This window comes from Mesorhizobium sp. M7A.F.Ce.TU.012.03.2.1 (assembly GCF_004006095.1).
In the GTDB taxonomy this organism is placed as follows: Bacteria; Pseudomonadota; Alphaproteobacteria; order Rhizobiales; family Rhizobiaceae; genus Mesorhizobium.
Window position 1 is genome coordinate 6,593,494 of the sequence record NZ_CP034779.1, and the last position, 17,294, is coordinate 6,610,787.

Here is a 17,294-nt window from a genome sequence, read left to right on the forward strand (position 1 = left end):
TGCATCGTAGGCTCCGGCAATCCCCGATATTTGCCTCCCTCGGAAGCGCGAACCGATGGCACCAAGCGACCTTCTGAGACCCAAGACGGTTCCTGCGGCCGGCACAGCCATCATCGTTGTTCGGCCGAGCCCGATCGGCTCGATCATTCGTGCGGCAAGCGGAGTGTCGGCAATGGCGATTGTCGGCCAGCTCACCCTTCTTGCTGCAATCCCGGTTTTGGCGCGGCTCTATTCGCCGGCTGATTTCGGCGTCTTTACGATTTACCTGTCGATCGTGAATATACTCGCCGGGGTCGCGGCATTGCGCTTCGAGGCTTCGCTCTATGGGGTCAAGGGGAGCGCGCAGGCCTATGTGACGGTCAAGCTTGTTCTCTTGGCTGTGTTCGTGACGACCGTCCTGGCCTTTTCGGCCGGACAGATGCTGTCGAACCTTGCTCCCGATCGCCTCGGCTCGCTCGCCTGGCTCATTCCGATCGGAATGGGAGGCGCAGGTCTGGTCGAAGCCATGAACTGCTGGAGTCTGCGTGCCGGGCTTTTGCGCGATTTTGCTCTCGGGCGCCTGATCCTGCCGGCGAGCATGGCTGCACTGCAATTGGTTTTCGGCATCGCCCACCTCGGCGGCGAAGCCATGATCCATGCGCATATTCTGAGCCAGTTCGTCTTCATCGGGGTGATCGGCTATCGGGTGATGAGTTGGGAGGATTTGCGTGGCATCGCCTGGGCACCTTGGCGTGCGGTATTGGAAAAGGCTCGGCGGGAATACAAATTTCCTCTGTTCGATATTCCCGCAACGCTCGCGAGCATAGCAATCAACAATCTTCCAGCAGTCCTTGTCGGCGGGCTGTTCGGCACCGCATTTGCCGGATATTTGGGCGTGGCCGCGCGGCTGGTCACCGGTCCGGTGACGCTGATCGCCACACCGCTCAGCAATGTTTTTGTCGCCGAAGCAAACCGGAACAGCAATCGTGGACACCTGCTTGGTGTGGCGCGCGGGCTTCTCCTGCTGGCCGCCGCCTTTACCGCGGTGCCGATCTTGCTGCTCGGCCTCGCCGCGCCTTATGTGGTCGTTCCGCTTCTGGGCGAGCCTTGGATGCCCACTGCGGAAATCATGACCGCACTGGCGCTGATGGGCGCGGCACAGGCGTTGTCGACTCCGCTCAGCGACGTTCCCGCTCTGTTACGGCGGCAAGGAACAAGACTGGTCATCGACCTCGCACGGGCGGTTCTCGTGTTTGGCCCGCTGCTCGCCGGCGCCCAGGCGGGCTGGCAGCCAGTCACCGTCATCTATTTCATGGCCGCCGGCGGCGCGTCGGGTTTCGCTCTGAAAATGGCAGCATCACTCTACCTGTTGACCCACGACCCTCAACCAGCAGGCGCTGCAACGTGCGTCCAACATGAATGTCTCGAGGAAAAAACACCATGAATTCGTCGTCGATTGACAACCTTCAAGCGGCAGTTGCGGTCACCCAGCATGACCGGGCCGATGTCTCATGGTCACGCCCTTTCATCTCGGTCGGGATACCAACCTTTCGTCGACCGGATACGATCCGCAGGGCGATCGACAGCGTCTTGGGCCAGGATTACTCCGATTGGGAGTTGGTCGTGAGCGACGACGAGGGACCGGAGGGCGAGACTTGGGCTATCGTGACCGACTACGCACGGAGCGAACCTCGCATCCGCATTATCGAAAACAGTCGAGGTCGCGGTCAGGTGGAGAACACCAACAACGCTATGCTGGCTTGCTCCGGACGATGGATCAAGTTGCTGCATGACGATGACTGGCTTGCGCCAGGTGCACTCAGGACATTCGCCGAAGTTGCCAAACAGTATCCCTCAGTCGCCTTCATGACGTCAGCCGCAAACATAATCGAGGACAAGCGAGTGCGATTTCGCCAAGTCCCCAAGGAGCAGGAACCGATCTCGCTTTATTCCAGCCAGCAGTGCCTGATGGACCTCTATCTGGTGCGTGCGACACGCTGCCTGGGGATTATTCCATCCACATTGTTGATCAACAGCGACGTCATTCGTGCCGGCTGCTTGATGCGCACGCACAAAGAGATTCCGGCCGGAGTGGATCAACTGTTCTTCGTCGATCTAGCCAGCCATGGGGACATGGTGGCGATAAGCGATCCGCTTACCTTTTACGATGCGACGAACCATCCAAGCATTACAACGTCAAAGAGTTTCCGCGAGGTCGACGAAGTGACCCTCGCCGTCAAGCAGCTTAACTGGAATCTCATCAAGGACCGCAACCATCTCCCGCCTCCCGAGACATTGCTGCGGGCATTGCGGGTTGCTCGTATTCCCATGAGGTTCCACCAGCAGTCCTGGTTGACCACGTTCCTGGACGGGATTCAGATCTTCCGGCCTTCCGTCATGAAGGTGGCGGGCTGGCACGTGCTTAACCACGTGTTTGCAATCCGCCCAAGATTGGGCCGGGTGCGCACACGACGGCGGTAGGGTGAGTCTGGCGGACAAGCACGCCAGCAACAGATTGCGCGCGCACAAGCCTGTTGCGCGCGCGCATGGTACGGCCGTTACCTCACGGCAGGACGCATATGCGCCCAAGAAGAGCTACCAGTTCCGCCTGGCGCCGAGTTTCGGTCTTGGCGAACAGCGACGCCAGCTGTGACCTTATCGTGGTCCGGCTCAAGCGCCGCTTGCGGGCTATCTCCAAAGGGGCATCGCCCTGCGCCAAGCGCAGCGCGAGTTGCGTTTCGGCACTCGTCAGACCAAACATTCTTTGCAGCGTCTGGGGATTTGGCCCGGACCTGTTTTCACGATCCAGCAGCGCCACGATACTCGTCGCGTCAGGCGTTGCTATGCCCTTCTCGTTCAAAACCAAGGGCCTGTCGCCCATGCCGCGGATCACCACCCATGAAAGCGTGCCGGGAAGAAAATTCCCCGGCACGTTTGCGATCAGCCGCCTCAGAGCAACCGACACCTTGCCGGCCGTATCAGCTGCCTCGCCCTCGCGCTCCAAGGTGTTTTGAGCGGCTGAATTCCACTCCATGACCTTCCTGTCGCTGTTCAGGATCAGATAGCCACACCCGATGCGATCAAGCATTCCCACAACAGATGCAAGGCTGCTCTGCTTTGGCTCGACGGCCACGCCGTCGAACCTTTGTGGTGCTTGGTGCCAGGCGGAACCATGGCCACCCTGCGTTCTCAAGGCCGAGACGGGCTTTCCCCCGAAACCTCCATATTGGCGACCAAGAACTCCATCATCTTGCCTACCAACCAATGCCATTTTCTTACCTCCCGCAAAACGGCAACGCCCCCTAGTCAAAAGGAGGTGCCTTAAACATGTCAGTCAGGTCGCTTGGAGAGTTGCGGTCAGATCCGCCCCCGACATCGGACAAAATGCGCGCTACAATCCCGGGGAACAATCCTGCGGTCGGACTAGTCTGTACGCTTTTCGGTCTAATCTCGACGGACTAGTCAGAAGGTTCTAATCTGGCACATGCGTTTGCATTCGCTCAGTTTGCACCCGAACAGCTCAAGCAAGTTGCTAACCCACCTTGCCTCGATGTCGCTCCTGATCGCGACACTTGCAGTGGAGACAGCGCTGCCGGCGTCTCTGGCATACGACATCGGCTTTTTTGAGTTTGTTCCCACCATTATTGCCATCTCATATCTCGAAGATCGCCTGGTCGCCCTTGCGGCAACGTTTGTGATGGCGGCTGTCGGCTTGTTGGCGCGGGATATCCTGAACAATCCAATTGACGTCGAGGTTTGGATTAGGGCCATTCTGCTGCTGGTTGCAGGCGGGATGATCGCCCTGACTTTCCACCGGCAGAGGCAGGACTACCGCACCCTTTTGCAGGTTGCAGAGGCCAGACTCGTGGCCTTGGAGGCAACCGAAAACAGCTATCGCTGGGCATTCGAACGTGCCGCCATTGGCTTTGCCAACATGAGCGAGAACGGAGAGTTGCAACGGTCCAACAAACGTCTTTGTGAGATGACAGGGTATGTCGAGGAGGAGCTTTCGAGTCTGCCGCTCAGGGCACTCGTCCATCCTGACGACAACCACACTTTGGCGGAAGCGTTGACTAGCCTCAAAGACACGACTTCTTTCGGCTCGGAGATCCGTCTCCTGAGAAAGGATGGCACGGTTTTGTGGACAAGATTGGCGCTGTCTTTGGCCGTGCCAGCCGATGCTCTCCCTCAAAGCATCTTTGTAATGGTGGACGATATATCTGGAGAGCGAACCGCCCGCGAGGCACTCCAGGCTCAAAAGGAATGGTTGGACCTGGCACTGTCGTCCAGCCGATTGGGAACGTGGCGTATAGATTTCGAGAGCGGGTCCGTGAATGGCTCAGCCGCGTTCTGGGAAATGATGGGACTGGCACCCGCGCCGAGCCGTCCATTGCAGGAATTGGCCGCGGTCGTTCACCCGGCCGACTTGCCTAATCTGGCGGCCCCGGGAGAGCTTGCATCAGGCGCCAACTATGATGCGGAGATCCGCATCAGGCGAGCTGGCGGGCATATCCGCTGGATTGCTCTTCGGGGCCGGGACGAATTGCGCGACGGTCGTGCACAGCGAATAGGAGTCGCCGCGGATCTCACCGATCGACGCATAACCATTCTGCTGCGGGCTGCGGCGAAGAAGCGAGAGCGGGCCATGCTTGAACAGCGCCATAGGCTCAACAATCTGTTTCCGGTGATCACGGCGCTTGTAAATATGGTCGGTGCCCCCGACAACGATATTGCCCGTTACAAGCAGACACTGATCGAAAAAATCGGCGCACTCCAGGCGACGCATCTGCTTCTTTCACGCGATGGCAGCCTGTCGGCTTCCCTCCGTGACCTCATTGCTCAGGAATTGCAGCCCTATATGGGGACGCACAACATTTCGATCAGTGGACCCGAAGTAAAAATGGCAGAGGGTTCGGCTGAGAGCTTCGCAATGATCGTTCACGAACTTACGACCAATTCCGTGAAGCATGGGGCTCTCGGCACTCCGGCAGGCCGGATCGAGGTCGTGTGGCAATTCGCAGCCCAAGAGCCCGGCGCCGACATAGTGTTTGAATGGTCGGAATCGGGAGAGCGCCGGGTCTCCACCTCGGCTCGGCGTGGCTTTGGGTCGTTGATTATTGGAGCTGACGGTGAACCTATCGTGGGCCACTCTTCCAAGCTTGAGATGCTGGATCACGGACTGAAATATTCGGTCCGGCTGCCGCCAAAAGCAATCGGCGCTAGTTGACGTCTCTGGCGGCCCATGTCTTCAGCAGAACCGCGGCCTCTGTCCGATTTCGTGCCCCAAGTTCGCGCAGGACGGCGGCGGCATGAATCTTCGTCGTCGCTTCTGCAATTTCAAGAGAGCGGGCAATCTCTTTGTTCGAGTAACCCTCGGCCATCAACCTGAGGACTTCCTTCTGTCTGGACGTAAGCCTGCCCAGATTGTTGACGCTGGTGGTCCTGTGGGGCATTTGCGTGGGAGCCACGGATGGAAGGCGTACCGACTCCTTGGGCCTTTGTGAAAGAAGTGCCGGAACGTAAATACGGCCGGCCAGGATTTCGTTCACCGCCAGGACCACCTCCTCGTCCGTTTGGGACTTTACGATATAGCCATGAAGCCCAATCGAAAGGGCAGTCAGAATCTCGGCGCGTGAATCGGTCCCCGAAACAATTGCAAACCGTGTGTCGGGATGAGCCGGTAAGACGTCGCGAAGATCATCCTGACCCGACAGTCCCGGCATGTTCAGGTCGAGGATGGCGAGATCGACGGGCGCCCGATCTTCAAGCAGGCTTAAGACGGTATCAAAACACGCCGCTTCGAATATTTCCAAGTCTGGCATGCCGGCCATCAATGCCAGTCGCAGCCCACGACGATACAGGCCGTGATCGTCGGCGATGATAATACGATACATGAACCACCCACCTTTTGGCAGCCCCGCATGTGTCCCTAGCTGCCGAAACCTCCGTCTGGATGGACCGTACGGTGACCCAACACAGATCAGCCGCCCGCTGATCCCCCGTATGTCGACGCTCGCCGCCGCCCATCCGCATATTTCAACTTTCTAATATAGCTTACACTCGCACGCATTTCAGGGCCAGATATTGAAGTGTTTTTTTCGTACGAATGGTAGCGATGCCCTTCCGAGAAGGTCGTTACCGGCGCCGGACATGCGCACAGCAGTTGCCAGTCGAGCGGCTACAGCTCCCCAGCGCTGATTGATTGCCCTGCCGCGCCATGCCCTGCCGGCTGGAATATTGAAATCAAAAGGCCGGGAAAGTGCCATTCAAATGCACGACGACGCCTTCTCGGGCGCCACTTACCATCGCTGCACTCCGGAGAGGCGAAGCCAACACTGGCGTACCTTCCGGCCGGGTGGGCTGGACCCATCACACCGCGACAGTCGTATCAACAGGAGGACGAGATGAAAGCGGTCATTCAGTGCGGTGGAATGGGAACACGCCTTCGGCCTTTCACATCCATCTTGCCCAAGCCTCTCATGCCGATCGGTGCTCGACCGGTTCTTGAATTGCTTTTGAAGTGGCTGCGACGGAACGGCATTCAGGATGTCTACGTCACGACCGGCTATCTGGGGCACTTGATCCGCACCGTATGCGGAGACGGATCACAGTGGAATCTAAGGATACGCTATACCCAGGAGTTGGAACCTCTCGGCACTATTGGCCCGCTCTCCCTGATCAGGGAGGAACTGGACGAGCCGTTCATTGTTCTCAATGGGGACGTACTTACCGATCTCAGTCTCAGCCGGTTTGTGGCGTCACACCGCACTCATACGGATCCAGTCACCATAGCCACAGCTTCCCGCATCATCAAGATGGACTTCGGCGTCATCGACGAGGTCGGCAATACTGTCCAGGTATTTCGCGAAAAACCGACGCTGTCTCATCTGGTAAGTATGGGTATATATTGCATGAACCCAGATGTTTTTCGTTTTATACCTGACGGCATCGCCTTTGGATTCGACGACCTCATGCTGCAGATGATGCAAAACGGCACGAATGTGCACGTCTACAAACATGACGGGCTTTGGCTGGATATCGGACGCGTTGAAGATTTTCAAAACGCACAAACCATCGCCTGGGAAGAGCAGTCCGCATCGATCGAGGTCTCGGCAGCGGCCGCTTGAGGGCTGAACGCCCTGCCGCGCCAATATGAGGAGGTCGTAATGCTCTTGGTCAGCGCTCCTATTCTTGGCTTTCCGGAAAAGGCAGCCCTGGCCAAAGTTGTCGACAGTGGGTGGCTGACGATGGGGGACCAGGTAAGAGCCTTTGAAGAGGCCTTCGCAGCCGTGCATGGTGCGGTCGATTGCGTCGCCGTCAGCTCTTGCACCGCCGCCCTGCATCTCATTCTCCATGGACTTGGGATCGGCCCCGGAGACGAAGTGCTGGTTCCCTCGCTGACCTTCGTGGCGACCGCGAATGCAGTGCTCTACGTAGGAGCAACACCGGTATTCGTCGACATAGAGTCGGCCGAAGTGCCACTGATGTCCCTAAGTGACGCGGAGGCCAAATGCACCGGACGTACCAAGGCTGTCATTCTCGTCCACTTTGCCGGCTATCTTGCCGACCGGGAAGAATGGCAGAGATTTGCCCGTGTGCGAGGACTGCATATCGTCGAGGATGCCGCGCATGCTCCCGGCCTTAAGGAGGTGGGGACTTACGGTGCGGCCGCGGCCTTCAGCTTCTACGGCAACAAGAACATGACCACCGCGGAAGGTGGGGCCGTTATTGCCCGGGATGCACAGCTCCGTGAAACGATCCGCCAGGCTCGCGGACATGGAATGACCAGTGGCACACATCAGCGGTTGAACAGCCGCACGCCGCAATACGACGTGACGATGCTCGGTTTCAATTATCGCATGGACGAGTTGCGCGCCGCTATTGGCTTGGTCCAACTTCAGAATCTGCAGGAATGGAATGAAATCCGGCGCATATTGGTCGTCCTCTATCGGCGTCTGATCGCAGATTATTGCTCCGCTGTGACAGTCCCGTTCGGCAAACCGCGGACCTCGGCGTACCACATCATGCCTGTCCTCCTGCCACATGACGTCGACCGGCAAACGGTGATCGACCATCTGCGAACGAAGGGGATACAGACTACAATCCACTACACGCCCGTGCACCAGATGACACTTTATCGCCAAATGTTCACTGAAATCCATCTGCCGAAGACCGAGGACTTCGCGCAGCGGGAATTGACGATTCCACTACACCCGCAAATTACGGCAAGTGCGATCGAGTCGGTGGTTGTTGCATTAGCCACCGCGATTGAAAGCAGCGGGCGTGCGGGAGCCGCGGCATGAACGCACTCGACGTGACGATGCATCGGCCCGCCGTCGCTGGCACCAGCCACGGAATTGCCAGACGCGCGATGGACATCATCCTCGCTGCAGCAGCGGGAATGGTACTCGCTCCACTAATGCTCCTGATTGCCGTTGCACTCTTTGTCGAAGGTGGTTGGCCGGTGTTTTTCGTACAGACGCGCCTGGGTGCCGGCGCAAAACCGTTTCGCATGTACAAGTTCCGCAAATTCAAGACGACAGCCGATCCTTTCGGCCTTGCGCTGACCATGAACGATGACAGCCGCATGACGCAGGTAGGCCGTTTTCTCGCGGCAACGAAACTTGATGAGCTGCCCCAACTGTGGAACGTTTTCACGGGGGACATGGCAATTGTCGGGCCGCGGCCGGAAAGCCTTGCCTTCGCCGATTGTTTCCGCGGCGGCAATGAAGCTGTCCTACAGTGGAAGCCTGGCCTGCTCGGCCCGACCCAGGTTCTCTTCCGTCACGAAGCCTGTTTTTACCCGCCCTCCCTTGATCCGCTCCTGTTTTATCGAGAGGTCCTGTTCCCGGCCAAGGCAACGATCGACCTCGCCTACTATCCGCGGCGCACGATTGCATCGGACCTCGTCTGGATAATGCGGGGCTTTAGGGCGGTTTTCGGCGTGTCCCTGCCTCCCGCGGCAAGTGGGTAGAGTTGGCAAGTGAGGAGAGTTGGCATGAATGGATTGTTGTTCGTTCGCCAGTTTGACGGCTCACACGATCGAAGGAGTGCACGGTCGTGAGCTATCGCGGCAGGAAAGTCCTGGTCACCGGTGCGGATGGATTTATCGGATCCCACCTCACGGAAGCGCTGGTGCGCGAAGGGGCCGATGTCACGGCACTGGCCCTCTACAACTCGTTCGACAGCCATGGCTGGCTGGATGATTTGCCCGACCACGTTCGAAGCCAGTTGCAATGCATTCGTGGCGACGTTCGTGACAGCGCGTTCATCAACCGGATCGTGCGCGGCCAGGCGGTGGTGTTTCATCTGGCTGCGCTGATTGCGATTCCCTATTCCTATGCGGCTGCCCAATCCTATGTGGAAACCAATGTGCTGGGTACCGTGAATGTCCTTGAAGCGGCACGCCACTGGGAAACCGAGCGCATTGTGCATACGTCCACGAGCGAGGTTTATGGCACCGCTCTGACCATGCCGATCCACGAATCCCACCCGTTGCAGGGACAGTCCCCCTACTCCGCATCCAAGATCGGCGCGGACATGATGGCGGCGTCTTATGCCAGGTCCTTCGATGTGCCGGTGGTAATCCTGCGGCCGTTCAATACATACGGGCCGCGCCAGAGCGAGCGGGCCATCGTGCCGACCATCATAAGGCAGGCTCTGGACGAGAACTGTCCGGCGATCATGGTCGGCGACACCAGCCCTATCCGCGACCTTACCTTTGTGGAAGACACTGCGGCGGCATTTGTGGCGGCAGGGGCCGCCGAGCTTGAATTTGGCCATGCCTACAATGCCGGCAGCCAGCGCGCCATCAGTGTCTCGGACGTTTTGGAGTTGGTGCTCGAGTTGAGTGGCACCAGGAAACCGGTCCGTCGCGACGAAAGCCGGATGCGGCCGCAGAACTCCGAGGTTCGCGCGTTGCTCGCCGATTCCTCGAACCTTGAAAGTAAAGTCGGATGGCGGGCGCATACAAGCCTGCGTGACGGTCTGGAAAGAACCATCGAGTGGTGGCGTTCGCGCCTCAGCGAGGGCCGCGTCCGTCGCGAAATGAGCTATATGACATGACCTTTCCGCGGCTCATACCGGCTGTGCTGCTGATGGCCGCTCTGCTGGCGCTGCACACAGCCGGAAACCGGCCGAGCGGTGCGGCAGGCACGGAGCCGGCAATGGATCTGCCCGCTTACCTGAAACCTGCAACCGATCCGGCGACAGGGATCAGCTTCACTCGGATCACCAAGCCCGGAGCTCTTGGCGGCGGAATTGTCTGCGGCAAAATATATTGCAGTCATCGGTACTCGAGCGCGCAAGCGTGGAATGCCGATCAGAGCCTCCTTGTCCTCATGAACGGCTGCAACGGCATGTGCTTCCTCGACGGGAAAAACTACGTTCCTTTGTTCCATCGCAACAAGCCGGGTGAGTGCGAATGGCACCCTCGAAACGCGGATCTGATGATTTGTGTCGATGATCAGAAGATCTCGACCTGGGCGCCCCGCAGCAATCGTGAGGACATAGTTTTTGCCGCTGCGAAATATCGGGATCTCAAATTCGGCCCGTCCAAGGGAAATCCAAGTCGTGACGGCAGCCGCATTGCCGTACGCGCGACCCGCGATGATGGTGCTGCCGTCGCCTTCGCATATGATCTCGACCGGCGTCTGAAATACCCGGACATCAATCTCGCCCAGGTTGCCGGAACGACCAGTTCCTGCACCATTTCTCCGCTTGGAGAAAACATCCTGTGTTTCCAAAACCTGGCCGACGGCACCGAGCAGCGAGCCATTTTCGCAATCGACGGCACCTTGCGCCAGACGTGGAAGGACCATCATCGGCCCGGCCATGGCGATATGACTCTCGACGCGGACGGCAGCGAAATTTACGTCGGAATCAGCAAATCCAGCCCGGACAAATATCAGGTGATCAAACGTCGGCTGTCCGATGGAAAGGTCACGTCGCTCATGAAGTTCGGCGAGGCCGAGCATGCGTCGCTGCGCGCTTTGGACCGGCCCGAATGGGCATTCATGAGTTACGGGGGCAATCCCGAGGAGGTTCGAAGCCAGCCGGACTGGGCTCCATACTCGCGCGAGGTGATCGCGCTGCGTGTCGACGGCAGTCGAGAGGTCCGACGGATCGTGCAGACGCGGAACGCTCCGTTCGATTATTGGAGCGAGACACACGCCTCCCCGTCCCCTGATGGGTCGCAAGTGATCTGGTCTAGCAATTGGGGGGTACCGGGCGGACCGGTCTACGAATTCGTCGCCCATCTCGATTGGCCGCCGCAGCCGGTTCTGAATCAAAAGGAGATTGCCACCAATGGCCTTCGTTAGCCGAATTTCCTTTGCAGCACTTGTCGGATGCCTGGCCTTGAGCAGCGCAACCGCGGCCGAAGCGCCGGCCGCCTACAAGCTCTCCCCCGGCGACACGGTGGAGATAGGAATTGCCTCCATAGCGGAACGAACGCAACGCGCGGTTGTCCAGATGGATGGCTCGATCGCGCTGCCCGAGTTCGGGATGATCCCGGTTGGCGGGTTGACGCCGGCCGAATTGCAGACGCGCATGGAAGCGGTGCTGCCAACCAAGATCGTCCACCAGCGTCTGCCTGATGGACGGGAGCAAATGATCGTCATCAAGCCGAGCGACGTCACGGCCGTGATCGCGGAGTACCGGCCGATCTACGTGACTGGCGATGTGCTGACGCCAGGGCAGCAGGCTTACCGGCCACTCATGACAGTCCGGCAGGCGATTGCGGTCGCCGGCGGTTTCAGCCTTCTGCGGTCGCGGGCAAGCCAAAGCGGACCTGATCCCGTTGATCTGCGACGCGACTACGAGTCGATCTGGGGGGATTACATCAGAGACTACTTTCATGGCGCCCGCATCCGCGCCGAACTTCAGAACCAGGCAGAATTTGACATGCAGCCGCCGCAGGGCTCGCCCCTGTCGAATGTATTGATATCGGCGGTCGCGCAGGCGGAAGCGGAGGGTCTCAGAATTTCGCTGAACAATTTTCAACAGGAGCAAAGCTATCTCGACAAGACCGCCAAGGATGCCGAGGCTGAGGTCGAGGTTCTGCTCAAGCGCGAGCAGACGGAAGCGGCAGCGGTGAAACAGGATGAGGACGATCTGGCGCGGGTCACCAAATCGTTCGAATCGGGCAACCTGACCAACAGCAGGCTCGCCGATGTCAGACGTGCGGTGCTGATGTCGTCGAGCCGGGCGCTCGAGACCTCGGTCGAACTCATGAGAACGCGGCGCCAGCAGGAAGACTTCGTCAGGCAGCAGGAACGCAATGAAAATCAACGAAGGATCGGCCTTCTGAACGAGTTGAGGGACACCGACCTTCGCCTCGCCGAGACCACTGCAAGGCTCCACGCAGCCAGCCAGAAGCTTCAGCCATCAGGGGCGTCCGCTCTTCCACTGCCGGTCGCCGGCGAAACCTTCCAGGCGCGGATCACAATAACCGGTGGAGCCGGCGACGCGTCGAGAAGTCGACCGGTCGACCAGGACACTGAGGTCGCGCCTGGAGACACCATCGAGGTGAGGTTCAGCAGCGACCTGCAGAGCGCGGCGATCCAGTAGTTACGCGACGTGAACCGACCCGGGAACGACGGTGGCTGATGCCTCGCCTCACGGCATGAAGACCCGGGCGACCTGAGAAATCGGGCATGGGCAAATCAAGAAAGCGGGGTTGTCGTGATTGGTGAAATAGATGTCGCCAGCGCCTACATCACCGGCCGCATCGGCTTCATGGGGCTGAAGTTGGTTGTCGCGCCCGGCGTGCTCGTCCCTCGCCCGGAGACGGAATTGCTCGGCAGCACCGCCCTCAATGTGCTTCGTGAACTTAATCGGCCGGTCCCGCGTGTCGTGGACATGTGCTGCGGAGCGGGCAATCTCGCCTGCGCCATTGGATACAAGGTCCCCACCGCGCGCGTCTGGGCGAGCGATCTCACTGACAGCTGTGTCGAAACCACCTGCCGGAATGTCGCCCATCTTGGCCTGGCCGGACGCATTTCGGTGCTGCAGGGCGACCTGTTCAATTCCTTCTCGGGTCTGGAGCTCGAAGGCACGATCGATCTGGTCGTTTGCAACCCGCCTTACATCTCCGAGAAGCGGCTCGAAAACGACCGCGCGCATCTGATGGAACTTGAACCACGTGAGGCGTTCGCTGCCGGGCCTTACGGCCTGAGCATTCATATGCGGGTGATCAAGGAGGCGCGGCGCTATCTGCGGCAAGGTGGTATGCTGCTTTTCGAGGTTGGGCTTGGCCAGGACCGGCAAGTCATGAATTTGGTTGAGCGTTCCAAAGCCTACGAGAGCATTCGCACGGTTGCGAACAAAGCTGGTGAGGCCAGGGTGGTTTGTGCACGGGCCAAAGCGCCAGTATGAGCCGCGCCATGGGTTGCGCGCTCGGTTGGGAAGACGCCCTTAAACCGTAGCCCGGCGATCAGTTTTCCTTGCTGAGGACGTAACGTGCAATTCCCTGGATGGAATCGAAATTCTCAGGCAGAAGTTCATTGTCCTCGACAGTGATGCCGAATGTCTCCTCGACGAAGCCGATAACTTCAAGCACTCCAGTCGAGTCTATGATGCCCTGGTCGAGCAACGACGTTTCAACCTCCAGCGCACGCGGGTCGGCCACGTAGAAGTTTGACGCCAGAAAGGCGCGTATCTGATCGCTGTAGGTGTCAATTCTGTTGTTCGTGCTCAGCATTGAATTGGCCTCCGATCCAAATGATTTCCAGGTGTTCGCTTTATGAAAGCGCTATTTTCTTGAGCTTGCCCGTGTCCGTCATCGGTAGACTGGACACAATCTGGATGGACTTCGGAATCATGAAGTTTTCCAGCCGCTTCTGACATTCCATCCGCAGCTGCTTTTCGCCCATGATCGTTCCTTGCTCCATGACGACAAACGCTTTCACTGCTTGCCCTAGCAGGTCGTCGGGAACTCCAACGACCGCGGCTTCCCGTACTCCCGGGATTTCCATCAGCACGTTTTCGACTTCCCTGGGCGCCACCTTTTCTCCCCGCGATTTTATGATCTCATCGCTGCGGCCGACAAAATAGAGGTAGCCTTCCTCGTCCATTCGGCAGTAGTCGCCGGTGTACAGAACCTGCTCGCCGGGCGAAGGGCCAGGCTTGAGCTTCCTCGCGGTAGCCTCCGGCTTACCCCAGTAGCCCTTCATGACCGTTGCCCCGCGAATGACCAGCTGGCCGACGACATTGGGACCGACCCTTCGGTCATCCTCATCGACAATCCACATTTCGGTGTTCGGGATGGCGATCCCCACGCTCAACGGTTTTCGAGCAAGATCTTCCGGCGGAAGATAGGTGCAGCGTTTGCATTCGGTCAGGCCGTACATCGAATAGATGCGAGCATCGGCAAACAGTTCCTGGAGCAGGCGAATGTGCTTGAGCGGCAGTGCCGCGGCAGTGTTCGTGACATACCTTATGCTTGCAAAATCATCTGCCTTCAGCGTCTTGAGATCCGACAGCGCGGCAAAGATGGTTGGCACGCCGGGAAAGCCTGTAACTCTCTCCCTTTCGATGATCGCAAGTATCTGTGCGGGGAAGGCAAACGAGCGCTCGAGGACCAAGCGCGCCCCGGTACGGAATGCCATTATCATCTGATAGAGGCCGTAGTCGAAGGCCAGGGGCAAGACATTGAGGATCACATCGTCTTCGCCAAGTTCGAGGTACGAGGCAATCGACGTGCAGGCTGCCATCATGTTCCTGTGCGTCAGCATCACGCCTTTGGGTTCGCCGGTCGAGCCCGACGTGTAGATGATGGCTGCGAGATCGATATCGATGCGGCGGCGGGCCGGCGCTTTGCCGTGGCCGGCAGCCGCCTCATCCCAGCGCACGGCATGCGGCAATCCCCGGAGCTCGGCGACGTCCACCGGACCGGAGACAATGAGCCGCCGCAGCGACGGACAGTTACGCGCCGGTTCAGTAAAGATTGCCTGCAAATGTTTGTCGGTGATCAATGCTGCCGGCAGGCAATCGTTGAGCAAATACCCCAGCTTGTCGCTCTTGGTGAGCGGATTGACGATGCACACAACGGCGCTCGCCTTGAGAACCGCCCAGAAGCTGACCACGGTCTCGACGGTGTTGTCGGCGAAGATCATGACGCGGTCACCGGGGGCGACCCCGGACGTGACGAGATGATGGGCGACCGCGTTGGAACGTGTCTCAAGCTCATCATAGGCGAGCCGGTGCCCGCCGCACACCAGCGCCACCTTGTCGCCGAGCCGGCCGGCCGAATGGCTGAGGTAGTCGTGCAGCAGAGGGACGGCGCCATGCATCATACCAGCACCTCTTCCCTGTGCAGGCGATCGATATCTATCCTGAGGTCGACCGCACGCCCGCTTGATGGACGGCTTGCGACAAACTGCTGATGGAGGAGCTGCGTCGACAGCACGCCGACCAGCGCCATGTTGTCCGAGTTGGACAGATCGCCATCGCCGGTCTTGGCAGCGCATTTGTCCAGCAGGCGCGCGACCGAGTTCGGATCAAAGACATTCGCCGCGCGCAGGGCAGTCTCCGAGAGTGCTTCGCGGACATAGGCGGGTGCGCTATCGCCCATGAAGCAAAGTGCGTTGGGCGCCCGGTAGGGCTGCTTCTTGCGGGCCACGACTTCCGCGGGGACGATCGATTTCGCCACACGCTTCAGCACGTGTTTCTCATCCAGAATGCGCAGCTTGTAGTCGGCCGGTAGCGAATTCGCCAAGGCCACGAGCCTGTCGTCCAGGAACGGGAAGCGCCCCTCGACGGAGTGGGCCATCAGCATCCTGTCACCCTGAGAGGAGAGCAGGTAGCCCGACATCAGCGTCCTGATCTCAAGATACTGGTCCTGCGCGAGAGGACCCCATCGTGGAAACTCTTCGGGCAGACGGCAGAGCAGGTCCGCCACTGCGTCGTGGCGCGCCGCTTCGGCATGCATGTCGGCCGAGAACAGCCGTTTGATGGCGCTGGTGGTGCGCCAGCGGGTGTCATGCGCGAAGCCGGGCGCGCCAAATGCATGAAGACCGTGTCCGAAGAACTGGCGCGCCATCGCCTGCTGCTTGACCGGCGAGCGGCTCAGATAGGGGTAGAGGCGTTCCAGCAGTCGCGCGCGGCGGGCGGATGCGGGCTGCCGCCCCCAGAAGCGGCGGACCTTGCCTTCCCGGAACAGGTCGTAGCCGGCGAACATCTCGTCGGCCCCCTCGCCGGTCAGCACGACCTTGATACCATGTTCGCGCACCAGCCTAGAGAGAAGGAACAACGGCGCCGGCGCCGTCCTGAGAATCGGACGCTCGGCGTGACGGATCACATCCGGGAAGATGTCGGCGATGTCACCGCGCGAAACCACCACCTCGTGGTGCTCGCCGCCGCTCGCACCGGCAACCAGCCGCTGGTAACGGGTTTCATCATACTCGGCGTCAGCAAAACGCAACGAGAAAGTCTGGAGCGGCGCGCCGGCGAAGCGCCTCCCGAGCATGGCGACAAGTGAGCTGTCGAGCCCGCCGGAAAGGTAGCAGCCGACCGGCACATCCGCCTTGACCATTCTAAGCGCCGTCGCGGCCTGCAAGGCGCCGCGCACTTCGTCCACCGCATCCTCCAGCGAGCCCCTGAAGGTGCCATGGGCCAGGTCCTCGCTCTCGGGATAGCAAGGTTTCCAGAAAGCGTGCTCACGAACGCTGCCATTGTCGTAGATGCGGACGTGGCCGGGGGTAAGTTCCTGTATCCCCTGAAATACGCCTTGCGGCGGTACGACCGTCCACAGCGTGAAAGTCTGGTCGACCCCCGCCGGATCGAAGGCCCGCGGTATCGCCGGGTCGGCTGCGAAGATGGCCTTAACTTCGCTGGCGAAATGCAGGCGGCCAGCGTGTTCGCACAAATGCAGCGGGCAGATGCCGAACCGATCGCGCGACAGGACGAGGCGGCCTGTCAGCGAGTCCCAGATGGCGAGTGCCCATTGCCCGTTCAGCCGCTCGAACGCGCCCACACCCCAGGCGCGGTAGGCATGCACGACGACCTCCGTATCGCTGCGGGTGCGGAAACGATGTCCCAGGGCTATGAGCTGGTCACGCAGCTCGACGTAATTGAAGATCTCGCCGTTGAAGACGATCCAGGTGGTATTGCCTGTGTCGGCAAGAGGCTGCTGTCCGGTCGAGAGATCGATGACCGACAGGCGGGTATGCGCCAGCCCCGCTCGCCTGTCGCGGTAAAGGCCGCTCTCGTCCGGGCCTCGATGGGAGAGCGCGGCTGCCATTCGTAGAAGCGCGGCTCGTGAAGGAGGCTCCGCAGCCGCGTTCAGCGCCACAATTCCGGCGATGCCGCACATG

15 protein-coding genes are annotated in these 17,294 nt (G+C 59.6%); 10 read left to right on the forward strand and 5 right to left on the reverse strand.

What is annotated here, in order from left to right:
* The first annotated feature begins 55 nt into the window (after nucleotides 1–55).
* Together EJ079_RS32595 and EJ079_RS32600 are read left to right on the forward strand one after the other, a co-directional pair.
* A complete protein-coding gene (locus tag EJ079_RS32595; protein WP_127811190.1) occupies nucleotides 56–1,423 on the forward strand; it encodes a lipopolysaccharide biosynthesis protein in 1,368 nt (455 codons plus the stop codon).
* Nucleotides 1,420–2,460: a glycosyltransferase family 2 protein gene (locus tag EJ079_RS32600; RefSeq protein ID WP_127267494.1), complete on the forward strand. Its 1,041-nt coding sequence runs from the start codon at nucleotides 1,420–1,422 to the stop codon at nucleotides 2,458–2,460. Before EJ079_RS32595 ends, EJ079_RS32600 begins: the two co-directional genes overlap by 4 nt.
* Nucleotides 2,461–2,542: 82 nt before the next feature.
* On the opposite strand, the gene EJ079_RS32605 is transcribed toward EJ079_RS32600, so the two are convergent.
* The gene (locus EJ079_RS32605; RefSeq protein ID WP_127267495.1) at nucleotides 2,543–3,250 is read right to left on the reverse strand and encodes a helix-turn-helix transcriptional regulator; all 708 of its coding nucleotides are present in this window, start codon (nucleotides 3,248–3,250) and stop codon (nucleotides 2,543–2,545) included.
* Nucleotides 3,251–3,463: 213 nt separating this feature from the next.
* On the opposite strand from EJ079_RS32605, the gene EJ079_RS32610 reads away from it, so the two are divergent.
* Nucleotides 3,464–5,206 carry a PAS domain-containing protein gene (locus EJ079_RS32610; protein WP_127396529.1) on the forward strand — a complete coding sequence of 581 codons (1,743 nt, stop codon included), beginning with the start codon at nucleotides 3,464–3,466 and terminating at the stop codon, nucleotides 5,204–5,206.
* On the opposite strand, the gene EJ079_RS32615 is transcribed toward EJ079_RS32610, so the two are convergent.
* On the reverse strand, nucleotides 5,199–5,873 hold the full coding sequence (locus tag EJ079_RS32615) for a response regulator transcription factor (RefSeq protein WP_127811191.1): 675 nt from the start codon (nucleotides 5,871–5,873) through the stop codon (nucleotides 5,199–5,201). The two genes, EJ079_RS32610 and EJ079_RS32615, sit on opposite strands and share 8 nt — an antisense overlap.
* Before the next feature lie 510 nt (nucleotides 5,874–6,383).
* Here EJ079_RS32615 and EJ079_RS32620 point away from each other — a divergent pair.
* The 7 genes from EJ079_RS32620 to EJ079_RS32650 all read left to right on the forward strand — a co-directional run bounded on the left by EJ079_RS32620 (nucleotide 6,384) and on the right by EJ079_RS32650 (nucleotide 13,356).
* Nucleotides 6,384–7,106 carry a sugar phosphate nucleotidyltransferase gene (locus EJ079_RS32620; protein ID WP_127396530.1) on the forward strand — a complete coding sequence of 241 codons (723 nt, stop codon included), beginning with the start codon at nucleotides 6,384–6,386 and terminating at the stop codon, nucleotides 7,104–7,106.
* A 39-nt stretch (nucleotides 7,107–7,145) separates the two neighbouring features.
* Entirely contained in the window at nucleotides 7,146–8,282 is a 1,137-nt protein-coding gene (locus tag EJ079_RS32625; protein ID WP_127811192.1) for a DegT/DnrJ/EryC1/StrS aminotransferase family protein, read from the forward strand.
* Nucleotides 8,279–8,953, forward strand: coding sequence for a sugar transferase (locus tag EJ079_RS32630; protein WP_127811193.1), 675 nt, complete (start codon nucleotides 8,279–8,281; stop codon nucleotides 8,951–8,953). The genes EJ079_RS32625 and EJ079_RS32630 overlap by 4 nt, the downstream gene beginning before the upstream one ends.
* A gap of 86 nt (nucleotides 8,954–9,039) precedes the next feature.
* Nucleotides 9,040–10,044, forward strand: coding sequence for an SDR family NAD(P)-dependent oxidoreductase (locus EJ079_RS32635; protein WP_127398900.1), 1,005 nt, complete (start codon nucleotides 9,040–9,042; stop codon nucleotides 10,042–10,044).
* Nucleotides 10,041–11,300 carry a hypothetical protein gene (locus EJ079_RS32640; RefSeq protein ID WP_127811194.1) on the forward strand — a complete coding sequence of 420 codons (1,260 nt, stop codon included), beginning with the start codon at nucleotides 10,041–10,043 and terminating at the stop codon, nucleotides 11,298–11,300. The genes EJ079_RS32635 and EJ079_RS32640 overlap by 4 nt, the downstream gene beginning before the upstream one ends.
* Nucleotides 11,287–12,549, forward strand: coding sequence for a polysaccharide biosynthesis/export family protein (locus tag EJ079_RS32645; RefSeq protein ID WP_127267486.1), 1,263 nt, complete (start codon nucleotides 11,287–11,289; stop codon nucleotides 12,547–12,549). Before EJ079_RS32640 ends, EJ079_RS32645 begins: the two co-directional genes overlap by 14 nt.
* 114 nt (nucleotides 12,550–12,663) lie before the next feature.
* The gene (locus EJ079_RS32650) at nucleotides 12,664–13,356 is read left to right on the forward strand and encodes a class I SAM-dependent methyltransferase (RefSeq protein ID WP_164873900.1); all 693 of its coding nucleotides are present in this window, start codon (nucleotides 12,664–12,666) and stop codon (nucleotides 13,354–13,356) included.
* Between the two features lie 58 nt (nucleotides 13,357–13,414).
* On the opposite strand, the gene EJ079_RS32655 is transcribed toward EJ079_RS32650, so the two are convergent.
* The 3 genes from EJ079_RS32655 to asnB are packed head-to-tail and all read right to left on the reverse strand — an operon-like array spanning nucleotide 13,415 to nucleotide 17,293.
* Complete coding sequence (locus tag EJ079_RS32655) at nucleotides 13,415–13,681, reverse strand: acyl carrier protein (protein ID WP_127398978.1); 267 nt, start codon at nucleotides 13,679–13,681, stop codon at nucleotides 13,415–13,417.
* A 40-nt stretch (nucleotides 13,682–13,721) separates the two neighbouring features.
* Complete coding sequence (locus EJ079_RS32660) at nucleotides 13,722–15,275, reverse strand: AMP-binding protein (protein ID WP_164873901.1); 1,554 nt, start codon at nucleotides 15,273–15,275, stop codon at nucleotides 13,722–13,724.
* Nucleotides 15,272–17,293, reverse strand: a complete 2,022-nt coding sequence (asnB, locus tag EJ079_RS32665) for an asparagine synthase (glutamine-hydrolyzing) (RefSeq protein WP_127811195.1) — start codon at nucleotides 17,291–17,293, stop codon at nucleotides 15,272–15,274. The genes EJ079_RS32660 and asnB overlap by 4 nt, the downstream gene beginning before the upstream one ends.
* Between the last annotated feature and the right edge of the window lies 1 nt (nucleotide 17,294).